This is a genomic window from Streptomyces sp. NBC_01116, from assembly GCF_041435495.1.
GTDB lineage: Bacteria > Actinomycetota > Actinomycetes > Streptomycetales > Streptomycetaceae > Streptomyces.
The window spans coordinates 3,248,565-3,266,539 of the sequence record NZ_CP108644.1 but is presented as its reverse complement, the minus strand read 5'-3'; the positions used below and the strand labels follow the sequence as shown (position 1 = coordinate 3,266,539).

Sequence of the window (17,975 nt, the reverse complement as noted above, 5' to 3'; positions counted from 1 at the left end):
CGGCTTTCTCCCCGTCAGGACGGCTTCACGTGATAGCTCCCCGTACGTACCGCGCGGCCCTGCCCGCCATCGGCGCTCTCGTCGCGATCGCCCTGGCGGGCGGCTGCGGCCCCGACGACCTCGCGGCCGACGGCGGCGGCGGAGCCGGCGCGAGCGGCGGGACCAACGGCGGCGCGCGGTCCGCCGAGGGCTTCGGCGCCAGCCCGCTGGACAACCCCGACGGTACGAAGCCGGGCCTGGCCCCCCTCACCACCGACGCGGACCGGGCCGCCGCCCGGCAGATCATCGAGAAGGTGGCCACCAAGGGGCGCGGCCCGAAGACCGGCTACGAGCGGAAGAGGTTCGGCTACGCGTGGAAGGACGGGATCGACGGCATCCCGCTCGCCCGCAACGGCTGCGACACCCGCAACGACCTGCTCGCCCGGGACGGCAAGGACATCGAGCACAAGGCCGGATCCGACTGCGTGGTCATGTCGATGACCCTCCAGGACCCCTACACCGGCGAGCGCATCGACTGGCGCAAGCAGCAGGCGACCAAGGTGCAGATCGACCATGTGATGCCGCTGTCCTACGACTGGCAGATGGGCGCCGCCCGCTGGAACGAGGCGAAGCGCGAGCGGATCGCCAACGACCCGCTCAACCTCATCCCGGTGGACGGCCCGGCCAACAACGCCAAGCGGGACTCCGGCCCCGCCTCCTGGCTGCCCCCGTACAAGCCGGTCCGCTGCTCCTACGCGGTGCGGTTCGCCCAGGTCTCGCTGAAGTACGGACTCCCGGTCACGGCCGCCGACAAGCGGGCCATGCTCACCCAGTGCGGCGGCTGAGCGGCTGCTGACCGGCCGCCGCCGCGCCGGGAGCGGGCGGGTCTCAGACCTTGCCGCCGCAGATGACGTCGTACGGGCGGCCCATCGCCATCATCAGCTGCATCGGCTCCGTGGTCGCCGCCGGGCACTCGGTCTTCTCCTTGACGAGGCCCAGGACCTTGAAGTCGGCCGCCCCGGCCGAGGTGCAGGCGATCTCCTTGGCCGTCGCGGAGATGCAGTCGCCCTCGACCAACTGGCCGCCGCCGGCGCCCGCGTCGCCGGGGTGGTCGCCCGCCAGGTTGCGGCCGCAGACCGTGTTGGTCGGAATGCCGCCGCTCTTCTTGTCGTCGCCGGAGCCGAAGACCCGCGAGACCTGGATGATCAGGTCCGTACCGGCCGGGCACTGGATCGCGTTCGGCAGGAAGCTCGCGTCCTCGATCTTCAGGGCCTCGAAGGTCGCGCCCGACTCGTCGCAGTCGAAGGCGCGGTAGCCGTCCGGCTTGTTCTCCGGGTCCGGGCCTCCGCAGTCACCGACCTCCCACGAGCCGCCCTTGCCGTCCGAAGCGGACGAGGACGAGGAGGAGTTCGAGGACGACTTCGCGGAGTCGTCGCCGAAGATCTTGGACGCCCCGTAGCCCAGACCGAGGATCACCGCGAGCACGACGATGCTCTGGAGGCACCCGGCGGCTCTCCGGGGGCGGGGCGGTGCGGTGCCGGGCTGGGTCATGGGTCTGCTCCTCGACGAGTGGCGCACAGGGTGCGAAGTCACGGGTGGGGACGCGACATGGACACCTCATGGTTCCGGCCGGTTACAGCCCGTTCCGGCAGCCGGTTCCGGCCGGATCGCGCCGGTGCGCGCGGTGGCCCGCGCCGGTGTGTGCGGTGGCCCCCACGCCGATATTCGCTGGTGGGAGCGGCGGAGGCTGTTTAGGGTCGCGCGCATGGAGCTGAACATCACCACCCTCGCCGAACGCCCCGAGCTGGCCGGCGCCCTGGACCGCATGCCGGACACCTGGCCGGACTTCATCCTGGAGGACCTCGTCGGCTGGGCGAACTTCCCGCGGATCGCCGTCGAGTTCCCCCAGTACGTGCTGGTCGCCACCGATCCCGAGGGCGCCGTGGTCGCGCGCGCGTTCAGCGTGCCCTTCCTGCTGGACGCCCCCGGACGCGGCGAACTGCCCGTCGGCGGCTGGGACCAGGTGCTGCTGTGGGCGTTCTCGGACCTGCGGCGCGGGAACACGCCCGACACGGTCAGCGCGATCGACATCACGGTGGCCACCGGCCATCTGGGCAAGGGCATATCGGGCCGGATGCTCGCCGCGATGCGCGACAACGCGCGACGGCTCGGCTTCGGGCAGGTCGTCGCCCCGGTGCGGCCGAACGGCAAGCACCTGCGGTCCGGTCTGCCGATGGAGGAGTACGCCCGGCTCACCCGGGCCGAGGACGGGCTGCCCGAGGACGCCTGGCTCCGGGTGCACGCCCGGGCGGGCGGGAAGGTGGACTCGGTCGCCACCGTGTCGATGACCGTGCGCGGGTCGCTCGCCCAGTGGCGGGAGTGGACCGGGCTGCCGTTCGACACGGACGGTCCGGTGGAGGTGCCGGGGGCGCTCGTGCCGGTGCACTGCGCGCTCGCGCACGGTTACGCGGTCTACGTCGAGCCCAACGTCTGGGTACGGCACCGACTGTGACGCCCAGGACCGAAGCGCCGGGGCGGGGCCCGGCGCCCAGCGCGATCTCCGCCCGTCCGGGCGCAGCGCCCACCGTGACGCCCGGGCCTGCCCGGACGCCCGTGCAGGCCTCGACGCCCGCGCACGCCCCGGCTCTCCTCGTCATCGACATGCAGAACGCCCTGGTGGCGATGGCGTACCGGGCTTCCGGCACCGTCGCGGCCATCGCCGGTCTCCAGCGGCGGGCCAGGGCGGCCGGTGCGCCCGTGGTGCTGGTGCAGCAGCGGGACGAGGAGCTGGAGCCCGGGACCGAGGGCTGGCGGATCGTGCCCGAACTGGCCCCCGCCCCGGGTGAGACGGTCGTGCCCAAGGCCGCCCCGGACAGCTTCCTGGACACGGACCTGGACGCGGTCCTGCGGGCCAGGGGGGTCACCGAGGTCGTCGTCACCGGTTTCGCCACCGAGATCTGCGTCGAGTCCACGGCCCGGCAGGCGCTGAGCCGCGGGTACGACGTGGTCCTCGTCGCGGACGGGCACACCACGTCCGTCCGGCCCGGCCCGGGCCCGTACGCCGCGCCGGAGGCGTCCGTCGCGCACCACAACGAGATCTACCGCAACCTCCGCTTCCCGGGCCGCCGGATACGCGTACTGCCGGCGGCCGAGGTGGACTTCACGGGCGGAGCCCCGGCGGCCGGGTGACCGAGGGCGGCGGGCCCGCGAGAGGCTGATGCCTACGGCTCCAGGTCGACGATGTCCTTCGCGGCGGGCTTCTCCGCCACGACGGGCACGTCGAACTCGGACAGGTTCATCGTCATCGGCTCCTCGCCGCCCCGGGACGCGACGCGCAGGATGTACGGGGCGCCCTCGGCGGAGACGTCGATGGTGAACGTCTCCGCGCCCTCCTTCTCCGTGAGGCGCAGGGCGGGCTTGCCGGCGACCTTCGTGGGGCCCTTCTTGCGGGCGGCGTTGTCGCCCGCCTCGAACTCCTTCAGCAGGCCCTTCAGGTCGCAGAACTCGATGGAGTCCTCGGTGTCCGGGTCGGACGCCTTCGACTCCATCCAGCGGCCCGCGATCAACTCGACCGCCGCGTCCACGTCCGCCTTCGGCTCACCCTTCGACTGCTCGCGCAGCAAGGCCTCGTCGAGCTTCGTGTAGACCGTGTCGCCGGTCTTGCGGACCTCCATCGTGCCCGTGCCGCCCATGGTCATCGTCCCGGTGCAGTCACCTCCCAGTCTCGTGGCGAAGTCGGCCTCGACCCGGCCGTCGGAGGGGGTCATGTCGAGCCCGAACCGCGGGGACTTGACCTCGTTCGTCTTCGTGAGGGCCTTGTTCACGACCTCCGGGCCGGACACTCCGGCGAACGGCCCGGTCTCCTTCGGGGAGTCCGTGCCGCAGGCGGCGAGACCGAACAGGGGCATCGCGCAGACGGTGTTGACGGATATACGGGTGATGAGACGCATGGGTGAAGCTCCGGAAGGAGAGGCGCGCGACGCCGGACGGTGAGGAGAGGAAAGCGCCCCCTCGGCAGGGTCGGGTCAATAACAACAGAGGTTGCACAACCCGGGGTCGCCCGGTCGGTGGAGGTGTATACGCTCACCCCACACGTCCGACATCCGCGTCCCAGGAGCAGCACATGCACGGCTACGGCCCGACGCCGCAGCAGCAGACGACACCCCGGCCGTCCCCGGGGACGCTCACGACGGTGCGCGTGATCCTCGTGACGGTGACCGTGCTGAGCTGCGGCCTGCTGGGCTGGGTGGCGATGCTGCGGCTGGCGTTCGTCACCCGCAGGCCGCGCGACTGGGTGCTGCTCGCGGTCGTGATCGCCCTCAACGCCGCGCTGTTCGGCTTCATCATGGACACACCCGACAACCCCGAGGACATGTCGGACGCGGCGGCGCTGTTCATGATGGTCTGGATCGTCGCCCTGCTGGCCGGGGTGATCACCTATTACCTGTACGTGGAGATCCGCCACTACAGCGCCCTCGGCTCCCCGGCCCCGTACACCGCTCCCGGGCACCCCGCGCCACTCCCGTACCAGCAGCACCAGCAGCACCAGCACCAGCGCCGGCAGCAGGGTCAGCACCCGCCGCACCAGCAGCAGAGCCCGCAGCCCAACCCGTACACCGTGCGGACCCCGCCGCCCACGCCCGCCCCCGCGCCCCAGCGCCTCGACCAGGTCCGTGCCGAGCTGGACGAGCTGAGCGACTACCTCCGCAAGGAGGGCGAGGGCCGGTGAGCGGGCGGATCATCGCCGACCGGTACGAACTGGCCACCATCCTCGGCCAGGGCGGCATGGGCCAGGTCTGGACGGCCTACGACCGGCGCCTGGACCGCCGCGTCGCCGTGAAGCTGCTGCGCCCCGACCGGGTCGCCGGGCCCACCGGCAGCGACGCCGCCGACGAGCTGCGCCGCCGGTTCGTCCGCGAGTGCCGGGTCACCGCGCAGGTCGACCACCCCGGCCTGGTCACCGTCCACGACGCGGGCAGCGACGACGACGACCTCTACCTCGTCATGCAGTACGTCGAGGGCTCCGACCTCGCCGACCATCTGGCCGAGAGCAGCCCCTACCCCTGGCCGTGGGCCGTCGCGGTCGCCGCCCAGCTCTGCGCGGTCCTCTGCGCGGTGCACGCGGTGCCGATCGTCCACCGCGACCTCAAGCCCCGGAACGTGATGGTCCGGCCCGACGGCACCGTCACCGTGCTCGACCTCGGCGTCGCCTCCGTGCTCGACACGGACACCACCCGCCTCACGCACACCGGCTCACCCATCGGCTCCCCGGCCTACATGGCCCCCGAGCAGGCGATGGGCGGCGCGGTCGGCCCGTACACCGACCTGTACGCCCTCGGGGTGCTCCTGCACGAACTCCTCAGCGGTGACGTGCCGTTCGCCGGGTCCACCGCGCTCGGCGTCCTGCACCGCCACCTCTACGAGCCCCCGCTCCCGGTCCGCAGGACCCGCCCCGAGGTCCCCGCCGCGCTGGAGGCCCTCGTGCTGAGGCTCCTCGCCAAGGACCCCCAGGGCCGGCCCGCCTCCGCCCAGGAGGTGTACGAGGACCTCGCCCCGCTCCTCCCGAAGCACGGGACCCCTGCCGGCCCGCTCGACCCGACGCGCCCGTTCCTGCGGCCGCACGCCCCCTGGCCGGACCGGGTCGCGACCCCGGCCTCCGTGCCCGCGCCCGCCGCCTTCGCCGCGCCGCCGCCCTCCCTCGGCGCCCCGCCCTCCTTCACCCCGCCCCCGGCGGTCGCACCGGCCCCCGCGCGCCCCGCCCACCTGCCCCGGCAGAGCACCCCGCCGCCCGCCCGGCCGGACGTCGCGCGGGCCGTGGACGAGGTCAAGAAGCTGCTCGGCGAGGGCCGGATCACCCAGGCCGTGGACGTCCTCGGCGCCACGCTCCCGGCCGCCGCCGCCGAGCACGGCGAGCACTCACCGGTCGTCCGCATCCTGCGCAAGCAGTACGCCGCGACCCTCATGGACGACGGGCAGTACCGCCGCGCCCTGCCCGAGCTGCGACGCCTCGCCGAGGACCGCACCGCCGAAGCGGGCCGGGCCGACGCGCAGGCCCTCCAGTTCCGCTACGACGCCGCCCAGTGCCTCGAACAGCTCGGTGAGGCCGGGGCCGCGCTGGTCGAGTACCGCGCGGTCCTCCCGTACTACGAGAACGCCTACGGGCCGATCGCCTCCGACCCCGGCCGCGCCCTCGACATCCGGCACCGCATCGGGCAACTGCTCCTGGCGGTCGGCGACCACACCGCTGGCCGGGCGCAGCTCCAGGCCCTGCTGTACGACGCCGAGCGCACCTACGGGCCGCACCACCCGCTGCCGATGGACCTGCGACGCCTGCTCAGCCACCAGCGGGACGTCCGCGGGGGCTGACGGCGCCCCCGTACCGACCCCACCGCGGCACGTTCCGGAGCACGTTCCGGACCGCTTTCCCGACCGCCTTCGCGACCAATTTGCCGGCCACATCCCCAACTCCTCCCGAATCGTTGGTCGAATCAGTGGCACCGGCCACCTCCACTGCCTAACATCGATCACCGCAAGGCTTTGTGCACTGATGCACAAACTCTCCCCGGGAGGCTCCTTTGCACCGCCGTCGTCGCACCGCGCTCGCCGTCCTCGCCGCGACACTCGTCGCCGCGCCGCTCCTCACGGCCTGCGGCAACCAGTCCCACCCCGGCGCCGCGGCCGTCGTGGGCGGCGAGCGGATCGACGTGTCGACGGTCCAGGACCGCGCCGCCGACGTCCGCAGCGCCCAGGAGAGCTCCCCGGAGGCCGCCCAGCTGGTGAACAAGTCGGGCCAGCTCAACCGCGCCAAGCTGCACGGGCTGATCTTCGGCCGGATCCTCGACCGCGCCGCGGCGGACGCGGGGGTCACGGTCACCCGCAAGGAGATCCAGGAGATGCGGAAGGCCAGCGGCGCCCAGCAGGGCGGCGAGGAGCGGTTCGAGGCGATGATGCTCCAGCAGCGCTGGGTCGCCCCGGACCAGATCGACGCCGACATGCGCCAGGAGGTCCAGCTCCCGAAGCTCGCCGAGGCGCTCGGCGCGGACCTCGGCACACCGGCCGGCCAGCAGGTCGTCGGCGAGGCCCTGACCAAGGCGTCGAAGGCCCTCGACATCGACGTCAACCCGCGCTTCGGCACCTGGGACGACCAGAAGATGCAGCTCGGCAACTACAGCGCGCCCTGGATCACCCAGGTCACCGAGTTCGCACCGAAGGACTCCCCGGCGGGCGCCTGAACGGGCAGGCGCCGGAACCGGCGGGCGCCCGAACCTGCCGGCGCCGGAACCGGCGGGCGCCGGAACCGGCGGGCGCCGGAACCGGCGGGCGCCGGAACCTGCGGGCGCCTGAACGGGCAGGCGCCGGAACCTGCGGGCGCCTGAACGGGCAGGCGCCGGAACCGGCGGGCGCCCGAACCGGCGGGCGCCCGAACCGCCGGACCGGAGGCCCGGGGCCGGAGGTAGGTTCGCAGGGTGAACGCCGAAACCCCCGACGCCTCCGCCCGGACCTCCGCCGACCCCGGCCGCGTCGTCCTGCTCACCGCCAGCCACCGGGTCGCGCCCGGCCTGCTGTCCTGGCCGGCCTGGCAGACGCTGCACGCGGCCGACCGGGTCCTCGTCGCCGGCCCGGACCACCCGCAGCTCCCCTATCTCCGCGAGGCGGGCGTACACGTCGAGCACGCCACGCCCTCGGCCGACGAGCTGGTCGCCGACTGCGCGGGCGGCCGGACCGTCGTCGTCCTGGTCGGAGGTGAGGGCGACACCCGCCTGACGGACGGCCTGGCCCGGCTCGGCGGCTCGGGCCGGGTGGCCATGCCGGACCTGGAACTGCTCCCCGGCTCCTACGACCTGCCCGGGGCCCGCCTGCTGGACCTGGTCCAGGTCATGGACCGCATCCGCCGCGAGTGCCCCTGGACCTCGCGGAAGACGCACCGGGGCCTCGCCAAGTACGCCATCGAGGAGGCGTACGAGCTGGTCGAGGCGATCGAGGACGGCGACCGGGACGAACTGCGCGAGGAACTCGGCGACGTCCTGCTCCAGGTCGTCTTCCACGCGCGGATCGCCGAGGAGGGCCGCCCGGAGGACGGGGAGGAGCCGTTCGCCATCGACGACGTCGCGGGCGGCCTCGTCGAGAAGCTGATCCACCGCCACCCGCACGTCTTCGGCGACGCGAGCGCCGAGACCCCCGAGGACGTCCACGCGCACTGGCTGCGCACCAAGGCGATCGAGAAGCAGCGCACCTCGGTCACCGAAGGCGTTCCCCTCGGCCAGCCCGGCCTGGCCCTCGCCGCGAAGCTCGCGAGCCGCGTCCGTACGGCGGGCCTCGGCGTCCCCCTCCCCACGGGCGACACCATCGGCTACGAGCTCCTGGCCCTCGCCGTCGCCGCCGAGGCGGACGGCACCGACCCGGAGGCCGCCCTGCGCGCCGCCGCCCGCGCCTACCGCGACGCGATCCTGGCGGCGGAGGGCGGGGCGGACGCCGCCGGGAAGCCGCGGGAGGACGCCGGTCCGCCGACCGATACCGTCGAGGAGTGAACGACAGCCCCGCCCCACGCACCCCCGAGCCCTCCGCCTGCCCCCACAGCGCCGCCCCGGGCGAGGCCGTCCCGGCGGCCCCCGCCCCCGAACTCTTCACGTGGGAGTTCGCCACCGACCCCTACCCGGCCTACGCCTGGCTCCGTGAGCACCGCCCGGTGCACCGCACCTCGCTGCCCAGCGGGGTCGAGGCCTGGCTGGTGACGCGGTACGGGGACGCCAAGGAAGCGCTCGCCGACGCGCGGCTCTCCAAGAACCCGGCCAACCACGCCGAGTCGCCGCACGCCAAGGGGAAGACGGGGATCCCGGGGGAGCGCAAGGCGGAGCTGATGACGCATCTGCTCAACATCGACCCGCCGGACCACACCCGGCTGCGCCGGCTCGTGTCCAAGGCGTTCACCCCGCGCCGGGTCGCGGAGTTCGCGCCCCGCGTGCAGGAGCTGACGGACCGGCTCATCGACGACTTCGTGGAGAAGGGGAGCGCCGACCTCATCCACGACTTCGCCTTCCCGCTCCCCATCTACGCCATCTGCGACCTGCTCGGCGTTCCCGAGGAGGACCAGGACGACTTCCGGGACTGGGCGGGCATGATGATCCGGCACGGCGGCGGGCCGCGCGGCGGGGTCGCCCGGTCGGTGAAGAAGATGCGCGGCTACCTGGCCGAACTCATCCACCGCAAGAGGGAGAACCCGGGCGACGACCTGATCTCCGGGCTGATCCGGGCCAGCGACCACGGCGAGCACCTCACGGAGAACGAGGCGGCGGCCATGGCGTTCATCCTGCTGTTCGCCGGGTTCGAGACGACGGTCAACCTCATCGGCAACGGGACCTACGCGCTCCTGCGCCACCCCGAGCAGCGCGCCGGGCTGGAGGCCTCCCTGGCGGCGGGGGAGGACGCGCTGCTCGCCACCGGCATCGAGGAACTGCTCCGGTTCGACGGGCCGGTCGAGATGGCGACCTGGCGGTACGCCACCGAGGCGCTGAACCTGGGCGGCGAGGAGATCGCCGCCGGGGACCCCGTACTGGTGGTGCTGGCGGCGGCCGACCGCGACCCGGAGCGGTTCACGGATCCGGACACCCTGGACCTTGCGCGGCGTGACAATCAGCACCTCGGATACGGGCACGGCATCCACTACTGCCTGGGAGCACCGCTGGCCAGGCTGGAGGGGCAGACCGCGCTGGCAACGCTGTTGAGACGCCTTCCTGACCTGCGACTTGCAGGAGAACCTGGCGATTTGCGCTGGCGTGGCGGGCTCATCATGCGTGGACTGCGCACCCTTCCGGTCGCGTTCGAACCGGGCAGCCGATCCGAAAAAAGTGACGCAGTGTCAACTCTGTGACTTTCACGTGATCTCCGCTGCATCGACTTGTGACACACGTTCGAGTCCCGCTAGGTTCACCGTTCGACGCGTCGGTCGCACCTTGCCCACGCGTCACCTGTGCACCGCGGCAGGCATGGAGTCCGGCACGGAATCCGCTGCGCGCGGCGCTCAGGCCACTCGCTTGTCAGTCGCACGGAAGGCATACCCATGGGCTCCGCGAACGGCAGACACCGCCGCCCTCGTCAGGCACCCGCCATCATCGTCGCCGCAGGCGTGACGGGATCGGCCATCGCCATCCCGCTGCTCGGCGCGGGCGGCGCGCAGGCCGCCGAGGCCACCACCTGGGACCGGGTCGCCGAGTGCGAGAGCGGCGGCATGTGGAGCGCCGATCTCGGCAACGGCTACTACGGAGGGCTCCAGTTCTCGCAGGAGACCTGGTCGGCGTACGGCGGCACGGCGTTCGCGCCCCGCGCCGACCTCGCCAGCCGCTCGCAGCAGATCTCGGTGGCCGAGAAGGTGCTGGACGACCAGGGCCCGAAGGCGTGGCCCAGCTGCGCGGTCATCTCCGGCCTCGCGCTGGACGGCGCCCTGCCGGGCGTCGACCCGGGCACCTCGCCGTCCGCGGACCCGTCCGCCGATCCTTCGGCGGACCCGTCGACCACCCCGACCGACGAAGCGGATGCATCCGGCGAAAAGGGTGAATCCGGCAAGTCCGGAGAAGCCGATGGGTCCGGCACGGGTGAGAAGCGTGACGAGGCGGACAAGGGTGGCGGTGGCGGTGCGGAGAAGAGGGGGGAGCGCCCCGACCCCTCGGTGACGCCGTCCGCCCCCGACGCCTCGGACCCCTCCACGGCCCCCGACGCCCCGGCGGGCGAGGACGGCACGGCGGGCAAGCACCGGGGTGCCCCCGCCCCCGAGGAGGCCGACGCGGGCCGGGCGGACGGCCCCCGCGAATCCGGCCGGCACGCCTCACGCGGTGACGGTGACGCGCGGGGCGGCGGCGCGGCGACCGCCGACGGGTACACGGTGCGGCCCGGCGACAACCTCTGGGCGATCGCCGACGCGCAGGAGATCCCCGGCGGCTGGACCGGCCTGTACGAGGCGAACAAGGGCCTCCTCGGCTCCGACCCGGACCTGATCCTGCCCGGCCAGAACCTGGACCTCGGCCTGGACCGGGATGCGGGCGAGGGCGCGGACAAGGCCGCGCCGGAGGGTGCCGAGACGCCCGCCGAGGCTCCCGCCGCCAACTGATCGAATTCGGGAAAACCCCCCGAAAGTCGAGGCAGTTAAGAGACCTATGTCCACTTTTGCGTAAGTGAGACATGGGTCTCTTTGCTTCAACTGGCGCTTTCCGTCCGGCCGGTCCGGGCGTATCGCCCCCCACCTGCGGAAACGCCCCGTTGACCGCCGCGAGTTCGGGCTGATTGCCCCCTATGTCCATCTTTGAATGTCGGGGTTGCCTGTGTTTACGGTCGGAACCGCTCGCACCGCGGGCCCCGTCGACCGTCACGCCGAATCCTGCCGTCGGTCGAAGGGAACAGACGCGTAAGCGCCGTAGGCAGGAGCGGGGGACCCAGGTAAGCCGCCGGGTCCGGACGCCTCGTCGAACCGACGGGGACGTACGGGACCGGCTCGGGGTGAAGTCGCGAGCAGTACCGCGCGACCGGGCAACTCATCAGCCCGAACCCGACAGCTCACCTCGTAGGCGTCGGTGAGGAGATTCGTTCCATGCTGCTGAACAGCAAGGGCAAGCACCGCCGCCCGTCCAAGGCCACCCGCATCGCCACCCTCGCGGGTGTCACCGGTGCCGCCATCGCCGTCCCGCTGATGGGCGCGACCAACGCTTCCGCCGCCTCCGTCGAGACCTGGGACGCCGTCGCCCAGTGCGAGTCCGGCGGCAACTGGTCCATCAACACCGGCAACGGCTACTACGGCGGACTGCAGTTCTCGCAGTCCAGCTGGGCCGCCGCCGGCGGTACGCAGTACGCCTCCCGCGCCGACCTGGCCTCCAAGGACCAGCAGATCGCCACCGCCGAGAAGCTTCTCGACATGCAGGGCCCGGGCGCCTGGGCCTGCGCCGGCGCCGGCGGCCTCACCAACGACGGTGTGGACCCGGGCGTGAACACCGGCTCCGGCTCCGGCGAGAGCAAGCCCGAGCAGGCGCAGCCCGAGCGCCAGGCCGAGCAGCCCACCACGCGCTCCGAGCAGCGCACCGCTCCGCAGGCCGAGAAGAAGGCCGAGAGCAAGAAGACCGTCACCACCCCGACCGGCGAGAAGGTCCAGAAGGGCGACGGCGAGTACAAGGTCGAGGCCGGCGACACCCTGAGCACCATCGCCAAGGCCGAGGGCGTCAAGGGCGGCTGGAGCAAGCTCTTCGACCTCAACGACGACATCGTCAAGGACGCGGACCTGATCTTCCCGGGTCAGCAGCTCCACCTGAAGTAACCGCCGTCTCTCCTCCCCGGAGGAGAAGCGTCCGGCGGCACTTCTCCTCGCACGGCTTCCCGGCCCGGCGCGCTCATCCCCCCAGCGCGCCGGGCCGGGTTCTTCGTGGGGGCGGAGGCCGGTGGACCCGTATGCGTTCACCTCTTGTTGTTACCGCTCAGTAGATTTCTAGAGTTTTGTCCCGTGATGCAGGCCCTTGGGTCCTTTTTCGTCCCAGGAGGCGGGCGGTCGGCTGGCCGACGCGGCCGGGCCCGATAGGCTCGTGCCGCAAGGCCACAGTGACCCTGCACAACCAGTGTCAGATCCCAGAAGGAGATGCCTCGTGCCGTCCATCGACGTCGTCGTAGCCAGGGAAATCCTCGACTCCCGCGGCAACCCCACGGTCGAGGTCGAGGTTGGCCTCGACGACGGCAGCACGGGTCGTGCTGCCGTTCCGTCCGGCGCCTCCACCGGTGCGTTCGAGGCCATTGAGCTTCGCGACGGTGACCCCAACCGCTACATGGGCAAGGGCGTCGAGAAGGCCGTCCTCGCCGTCATCGAGCAGATCGGCCCGGAGCTCGTCGGGTACGACGCCACCGAGCAGCGCCTCATCGACCAGGCGATGTTCGACCTGGACGCCACCGAGAACAAGGCCTCGCTCGGCGCGAACGCCATCCTCGGCGTCTCGCTCGCCGTCGCGCACGCCGCCTCCGAGGCGTCCGACCTGCCGCTCTTCCGCTACCTCGGCGGCCCGAACGCGCACCTGCTGCCCGTTCCGATGATGAACATCCTGAACGGCGGCTCGCACGCCGACTCCAACGTGGACGTCCAGGAGTTCATGATCGCCCCGATCGGCGCGGAGTCCTTCTCCGAGGCCCTGCGCTGGGGCGCGGAGGTCTACCACACGCTGAAGAAGGTCCTCAAGACCAAGGGCCTGTCCACCGGACTCGGCGACGAGGGCGGCTTCGCCCCGAACCTGGAGTCCAACCGCGCCGCCCTGGACCTCATCGTCGAGGCCATCAAGGAGGCCGGTTACGTCCCGGGCCGCGACATCGCGCTCGCGCTCGACGTCGCCGCGTCCGAGTTCTACAAGGACGGCGTCTACGAGTTCGAGGGCAAGTCCCGCTCGGCCGCCGAGATGACCGAGTACTACGAGGAGCTCGTCTCCGCGTACCCGCTGGTCTCCATCGAGGACCCGCTGTACGAGGACGACTGGGCCGGCTGGAAGGTCATCACCGACCGCATCGGCGCCAAGGTGCAGATCGTCGGCGACGACCTCTTCGTCACCAACCCCGAGCGCCTGGCCCGCGGCATCGAGGAGGGCTCCGCCAACGCCCTGCTCGTGAAGGTCAACCAGATCGGTTCGCTGACCGAGACCCTGGACGCCGTCGAGCTGGCCCAGCGCAACGGCTTCAAGTGCATGATGTCGCACCGCTCCGGCGAGACCGAGGACGTCACCATCGCCGACCTCGCCGTCGCCGTGAACTGCGGCCAGATCAAGACCGGCGCCCCGGCCCGTTCGGACCGCGTCGCCAAGTACAACCAGCTGCTGCGCATCGAGGAGATCCTCGACGACGCCGCGGTGTACGCGGGCCGTTCCGCCTTCCCGCGCTTCAAGGGCTGACCCGTAGCCTCAGGACGGTAGCCTCCGCCCGTCCCCGCACCCGGTCCCGTACCGTGTGCGGGGACGGACGTGTGTAACGGGGAGGCGGGAGACATGGCGGGCAAGGACCGGTTCTCCACCGCGACCAGGCTGCGCCTGCTCGGCGAGCAGACCGCGGCCCGCGTGTACCGGTCCCAGAACCGCCGGCAGGCCCGCCGCTCCCGGCTCACCGGCCGGGCCGCGTTCCTGGCGCTGGTGGTCTGCTCCCTCGTGGTGGCGCTCGCCTACCCGATGCGGCAGTACGTCTCCCAGCGCGACGAGATCGCCGAGCAGGAGCGGCTCTCGCAGCAGGCGGAGCGGCGCACCGAGGAGCTGCGGGACGAGAAGGCGCGGCTCCAGGACGACGCGTACATCATGCGGCTGGCCCGCCAGCACCTCCATTACGTCCTCCCCGGGGAGACCGGCTACACCGTGACCGACCCCGACGCGGCCCAGGACCGTCGCGGCGAGTCGGGCGCGAGCGACCGGCCGTGGCACTCGAACCTCTGGGACGGCGTGGACAGCGCCGACCGGGCCGACCGCGACTGACCGACCCGCACCCACCGCTACGAGACATCCACCCCCACGAGCTTGTGACCTCCACGAGCTTGTGACCTCCACGAGCTTCCGAGCAGAACCAAGGCAGGCATGGAAACGCCCCCTCCGCAGACCGAGTCCACCAAGCCCACCGACGCGGACATCGCCGCGTTCGAGCAGCAGCTCGGCCGCCCGCCGCGCGGTCTGCGCGCCATCGCGCACCGCTGCCCGTGCGGCAACCCGGACGTGGTGGAGACCCAGCCCCGTCTGGAGGACGGCACGCCGTTCCCGACGACGTACTACCTGACCTGCCCCCGGGCGGCCTCGGCGATCGGCACGCTGGAGGCCAACGGGGTCATGAAGGAGATGACGGCCCGTCTGGAGACCGACGCGGAGCTGGCCGACGCCTACCGGGCCGCGCACGAGGACTACATCGCCCGCCGCGACGCCATCGAGGTCCTGGAGGGCTTCCCGAGCGCGGGCGGCATGCCGGACCGGGTGAAGTGCCTGCACGTCCTGGTCGGCCACTCGCTGGCCGCGGGCCCCGGGGTGAACCCGCTGGGCGACGAGGCCATCGCCATGCTGCCCGAGTGGTGGGCCAAGGGCCCCTGCGTCACGCCCTGCGCGCCGCAGGGCGACGGCTGGACGGTGGACGAGGGCGACGGCGGCCACTTCGCCTTCCGCCCCCTGGACGGCCCCGCCGAGGGGCAGGGCGCATGACCCGGGTGGCCGCCGTCGACTGCGGCACGAACTCCATCCGGCTCCTGGTCGCCGACGTGGACCCCGCCACCGGCTCCTTCACCGAGCTGGACCGGCGCATGACGATCGTCCGCCTCGGCCAGGGCGTCGACAGGACCGGCCGGCTCGCCCCCGAGGCGCTGGAGCGGACGTTCGCGGCCTGCCGTGAGTACGCCGCCGCGATCGAGGAACTGGGCGCGGAGCGGATCCGCTTCGTCGCCACCTCCGCCTCCCGCGACGCCGAGAACAGCGCCGACTTCGTGGCCGGGGTCCGGGACATCCTCGGCGTCGAGCCCGAGGTGATCACCGGCGACCAGGAGGCGCAGCTCTCCTTCGACGGGGCCACCAAGGAACTGGCGGGCAGCGACCACCTGGCGAAGCCGTATCTGGTCGTCGACATCGGCGGCGGCTCCACCGAGTTCGTCCTCGGCTCGGACCGGGTGGAGGCGGCCCGGTCCGTGGACATCGGCTGCGTACGGATGACGGAGCGTCATCTGGTCGTGGACGGGACCGTCATGGACCCGCCCAGCCATGAGCGGGCCGCCGCGATCCGCGCCGACGTCGACGCCGCCCTCGACCTCGTCGAGCCGACGGTGCCGCTCCAGGGCGCCGGCACGCTCGTGGGCCTGGCGGGCACCGTCACCACGCTCGCCGGAATCGCGCTGGAACTGCCGGAGTACGACTCCGCGGCCATCCACCACTCCCGGGTCACCCGCGGCCAGGTCCGCGCGATCACCGAGCACCTGCTCCGCTCCACCCACGAGGAGCGCGCCGCGATCCCCGTGATGCACCCGGGCCGGGTCGACGTGATCGGCGCGGGGGCGCTCGTCCTGCTCGCCGTGATGGAGCGGACGGGAGCCCACGAGGTCGTCGTCAGCGAGCACGACATCCTCGACGGCATCGCCTGGAGCGCCGCGTAGCCGGGCGGGCAGCCCTCCGGCTGCCCGCTCAGTCGCATCGCCACCTGCACTGTTGAGCCCCGATCCAGTCCCTCCGGGCCGTTCGGGGGACCCTGCCGGAGACACGCCGCGAGAAACTTCGTGAACTTCTTCACAAGGAATGGGGTCCTGTTGGTCGCAGTTGGGGCCCATCAGGCCGGAACTGGTCGCCCCGGAGGGTGTGCGCGGGGGCCGCGCGCGCGTTCCGGGAGCGTTGCGTCCGTATGAAGAGGACGGGTGGTCCACCCGGTCCGAAGGGTCAAGGGCCAGCTCACAAGCGGTGAACAACGTTTCCCGCGGTGTCGTGGTTCCCTTTCGTGCCCATGACCTGGGTCACGTGGGCGGCGAAGTGTAGCAGAGGGTCGGTCAATCCTTGTGAAGGGGCTCACGAGCACCCCCCTGGGGAGGGGTGGATACTCGATGGCATGAGCACCACGGAGCGTCCCAGGATCCTCGTTGTAGGCGGTGGGTACGTAGGCCTGTACGCAGCTCGTCGCATTCTGAAGAAGATGCGATACGGAGAGGCGACCGTCACGGTCGTCGACCCGCGGTCGTACATGACGTACCAGCCCTTCCTCCCCGAAGCTGCCGCAGGCAGCATCTCGCCTCGGCATGTCGTCGTCCCGCTGCGACGCGTGCTGCCCAAGGCTGAGGTTCTCACCGGTCGGGTCACGACCATCGATCAGGACCGCAAGGTCGCCACGGTCGCGCCGCTCGTCGGCGAGGCCTACGAGCTGCCCTTCGACTACCTGGTCATCGCGATGGGCGCGGTCTCCCGTACCTTCCCGATCCCCGGCCTCGCCGAGCAGGGCATCGGCATGAAGGGCATCGAGGAGTCGATCGGCCTGCGCAACCACGTCCTGGAGCAGCTGGACAAGGCCGACTCCACGACCGACGAGGACGTCCGCCGCAAGGCGCTGACGTTCGTCTTCGTGGGCGGCGGTTTCGCCGGTGCGGAGACCATCGGCGAGGTCGAGGACATGGCCCGCGACGCGGCGAAGTACTACACGAACGTGAAGCGCGAGGACATGCGCTTCATCCTCGTCGACGCCGCCGACAAGATCCTTCCCGAGGTCGGCCCGAAGCTGGGCGCCTACGGCAAGGAGCACCTGGAGAGCCGCGGTGTGGAGATCTACCTCTCCACCTCGATGGACTCCTGTGTCGACGGCCACGTGGTCCTGAAGAACGGCCTGGAGGTCGACTCCAGCACCATCGTGTGGACCGCCGGTGTGAAGCCGAACCCGGCGCTGGCGCGCTTCGGCCTGCCGCTCGGACCCCGCGGTCACGTGGACACCTCGGAGAAGCTCCAGGTGCAGGGCACCGACTACATCTGGGCCGCGGGCGACAACGCCCAGGTGCCGGACATGGTCGGCCGCCGCGCCGGCAACCCGAACGCCTGGTGCCCGCCCAACGCCCAGCACGCGCTGCGTCAGGCGAAGGTCCTCGGCGACAACGTGATCTCCGGTATGCGGGGCTTCCCGCAGAAGGAGTACAGCCACGCCAACAAGGGTGCGGTCGCCGGTCTCGGCCTGCACAAGGGCGTCGCGATGATCGTCATGGGCAAGGTGAAGATCAAGCTCAAGGGCCGTCTCGCCTGGTACATGCACCGCGGCTACCACGGCATGGCCATGCCGACCTGGAACCGCAAGATCCGGATCTTCGCCGACTGGACGCTGGCGATGTTCCTCAAGCGCGAGGTCGTCTCGCTCGGCGCCATGGAGACGCCGCGCGAGGAGTTCTACGAGGCCGCCAAGCCGGCCCCGGCTCCGGCCGCCGCCAAGCCCGAGGGCGAGAAGGCCAAGGCCTCCTGACCGCTCGGTGAAGCGCTCCGCGGGGAGCGCACCGTACGACGCCCGAAGGGGCCGTC

General features: G+C 72.0%; 17 protein-coding genes and 1 riboswitch. Of the genes, 15 read left to right on the top strand and 2 right to left on the bottom strand.

Annotated features, from left to right (window positions below; translation table 11 throughout):
• Positions 1 to 29: 29 nt before the first annotated feature.
• Positions 30 to 824: an HNH endonuclease family protein gene (locus tag OG245_RS14170; RefSeq protein WP_371623875.1), complete on the top strand. Its 795-nt coding sequence runs from the start codon at positions 30 to 32 to the stop codon at positions 822 to 824.
• Between the two features lie 43 nt (positions 825 to 867).
• Here the strand turns inward: OG245_RS14170 and OG245_RS14165 are convergent, their stop codons facing one another.
• The gene (locus tag OG245_RS14165) at positions 868 to 1,530 is read right to left on the bottom strand and encodes a hypothetical protein (protein ID WP_371623874.1); all 663 of its coding nucleotides are present in this window, start codon (positions 1,528 to 1,530) and stop codon (positions 868 to 870) included.
• A gap of 214 nt (positions 1,531 to 1,744) precedes the next feature.
• Between OG245_RS14165 and OG245_RS14160 the strand changes: the two genes are divergently transcribed.
• Positions 1,745 to 2,491, top strand: a complete 747-nt coding sequence (locus tag OG245_RS14160) for an N-acetyltransferase (protein WP_371623873.1) — start codon at positions 1,745 to 1,747, stop codon at positions 2,489 to 2,491.
• A 101-nt stretch (positions 2,492 to 2,592) separates the two neighbouring features.
• Complete coding sequence (locus tag OG245_RS14155; RefSeq protein WP_371623872.1) at positions 2,593 to 3,168, top strand: cysteine hydrolase family protein; 576 nt, start codon at positions 2,593 to 2,595, stop codon at positions 3,166 to 3,168.
• Between the two features lie 32 nt (positions 3,169 to 3,200).
• On the opposite strand, the gene OG245_RS14150 is transcribed toward OG245_RS14155, so the two are convergent.
• Positions 3,201 to 3,929 (bottom strand): hypothetical protein, encoded by a 729-nt coding sequence (locus tag OG245_RS14150; protein ID WP_371623871.1) that lies wholly within the window; start codon positions 3,927 to 3,929, stop codon positions 3,201 to 3,203.
• Between the two features lie 173 nt (positions 3,930 to 4,102).
• Between OG245_RS14150 and OG245_RS14145 the strand changes: the two genes are divergently transcribed.
• The 12 genes from OG245_RS14145 to OG245_RS14090 all read left to right on the top strand — a co-directional run bounded on the left by OG245_RS14145 (position 4,103) and on the right by OG245_RS14090 (position 17,919).
• Complete coding sequence (locus OG245_RS14145) at positions 4,103 to 4,708, top strand: hypothetical protein (protein WP_371623870.1); 606 nt, start codon at positions 4,103 to 4,105, stop codon at positions 4,706 to 4,708.
• Positions 4,705 to 6,345, top strand: coding sequence for a protein kinase (locus OG245_RS14140; RefSeq protein WP_371623869.1), 1,641 nt, complete (start codon positions 4,705 to 4,707; stop codon positions 6,343 to 6,345). Before OG245_RS14145 ends, OG245_RS14140 begins: the two co-directional genes overlap by 4 nt.
• Before the next feature lie 209 nt (positions 6,346 to 6,554).
• Positions 6,555 to 7,211 (top strand): SurA N-terminal domain-containing protein, encoded by a 657-nt coding sequence (locus OG245_RS14135; RefSeq protein WP_371623868.1) that lies wholly within the window; start codon positions 6,555 to 6,557, stop codon positions 7,209 to 7,211.
• A gap of 234 nt (positions 7,212 to 7,445) precedes the next feature.
• Positions 7,446 to 8,507, top strand: a complete 1,062-nt coding sequence (locus tag OG245_RS14130; protein WP_371623867.1) for a nucleoside triphosphate pyrophosphohydrolase — start codon at positions 7,446 to 7,448, stop codon at positions 8,505 to 8,507.
• Entirely contained in the window at positions 8,504 to 9,847 is a 1,344-nt protein-coding gene (locus tag OG245_RS14125; protein WP_371623866.1) for a cytochrome P450, read from the top strand. The genes OG245_RS14130 and OG245_RS14125 overlap by 4 nt, the downstream gene beginning before the upstream one ends.
• 189 nt (positions 9,848 to 10,036) lie before the next feature.
• On the top strand, positions 10,037 to 11,080 hold the full coding sequence (locus OG245_RS14120) for a transglycosylase family protein (RefSeq protein ID WP_371623865.1): 1,044 nt from the start codon (positions 10,037 to 10,039) through the stop codon (positions 11,078 to 11,080).
• A gap of 289 nt (positions 11,081 to 11,369) precedes the next feature.
• A riboswitch (cyclic di-AMP (ydaO/yuaA leader) is annotated at positions 11,370 to 11,552 on the top strand.
• A gap of 5 nt (positions 11,553 to 11,557) precedes the next feature.
• Entirely contained in the window at positions 11,558 to 12,274 is a 717-nt protein-coding gene (locus tag OG245_RS14115; RefSeq protein ID WP_371623864.1) for a transglycosylase family protein, read from the top strand.
• Positions 12,275 to 12,596: 322 nt separating this feature from the next.
• Entirely contained in the window at positions 12,597 to 13,877 is a 1,281-nt protein-coding gene (gene eno / locus OG245_RS14110) for a phosphopyruvate hydratase (RefSeq protein ID WP_007456034.1), read from the top strand.
• Between the two features lie 93 nt (positions 13,878 to 13,970).
• Positions 13,971 to 14,444, top strand: coding sequence for a septum formation initiator family protein (locus OG245_RS14105; protein ID WP_371623863.1), 474 nt, complete (start codon positions 13,971 to 13,973; stop codon positions 14,442 to 14,444).
• A 99-nt stretch (positions 14,445 to 14,543) separates the two neighbouring features.
• Positions 14,544 to 15,152 carry a DUF501 domain-containing protein gene (locus OG245_RS14100; RefSeq protein ID WP_371623862.1) on the top strand — a complete coding sequence of 203 codons (609 nt, stop codon included), beginning with the start codon at positions 14,544 to 14,546 and terminating at the stop codon, positions 15,150 to 15,152.
• Positions 15,149 to 16,090, top strand: coding sequence for an exopolyphosphatase (locus OG245_RS14095; RefSeq protein ID WP_371623861.1), 942 nt, complete (start codon positions 15,149 to 15,151; stop codon positions 16,088 to 16,090). Before OG245_RS14100 ends, OG245_RS14095 begins: the two co-directional genes overlap by 4 nt.
• Positions 16,091 to 16,533: 443 nt before the next feature.
• Positions 16,534 to 17,919, top strand: a complete 1,386-nt coding sequence (locus OG245_RS14090; RefSeq protein ID WP_030730565.1) for an NAD(P)/FAD-dependent oxidoreductase — start codon at positions 16,534 to 16,536, stop codon at positions 17,917 to 17,919.
• The last annotated feature ends 56 nt before the right edge of the window (positions 17,920 to 17,975 follow it).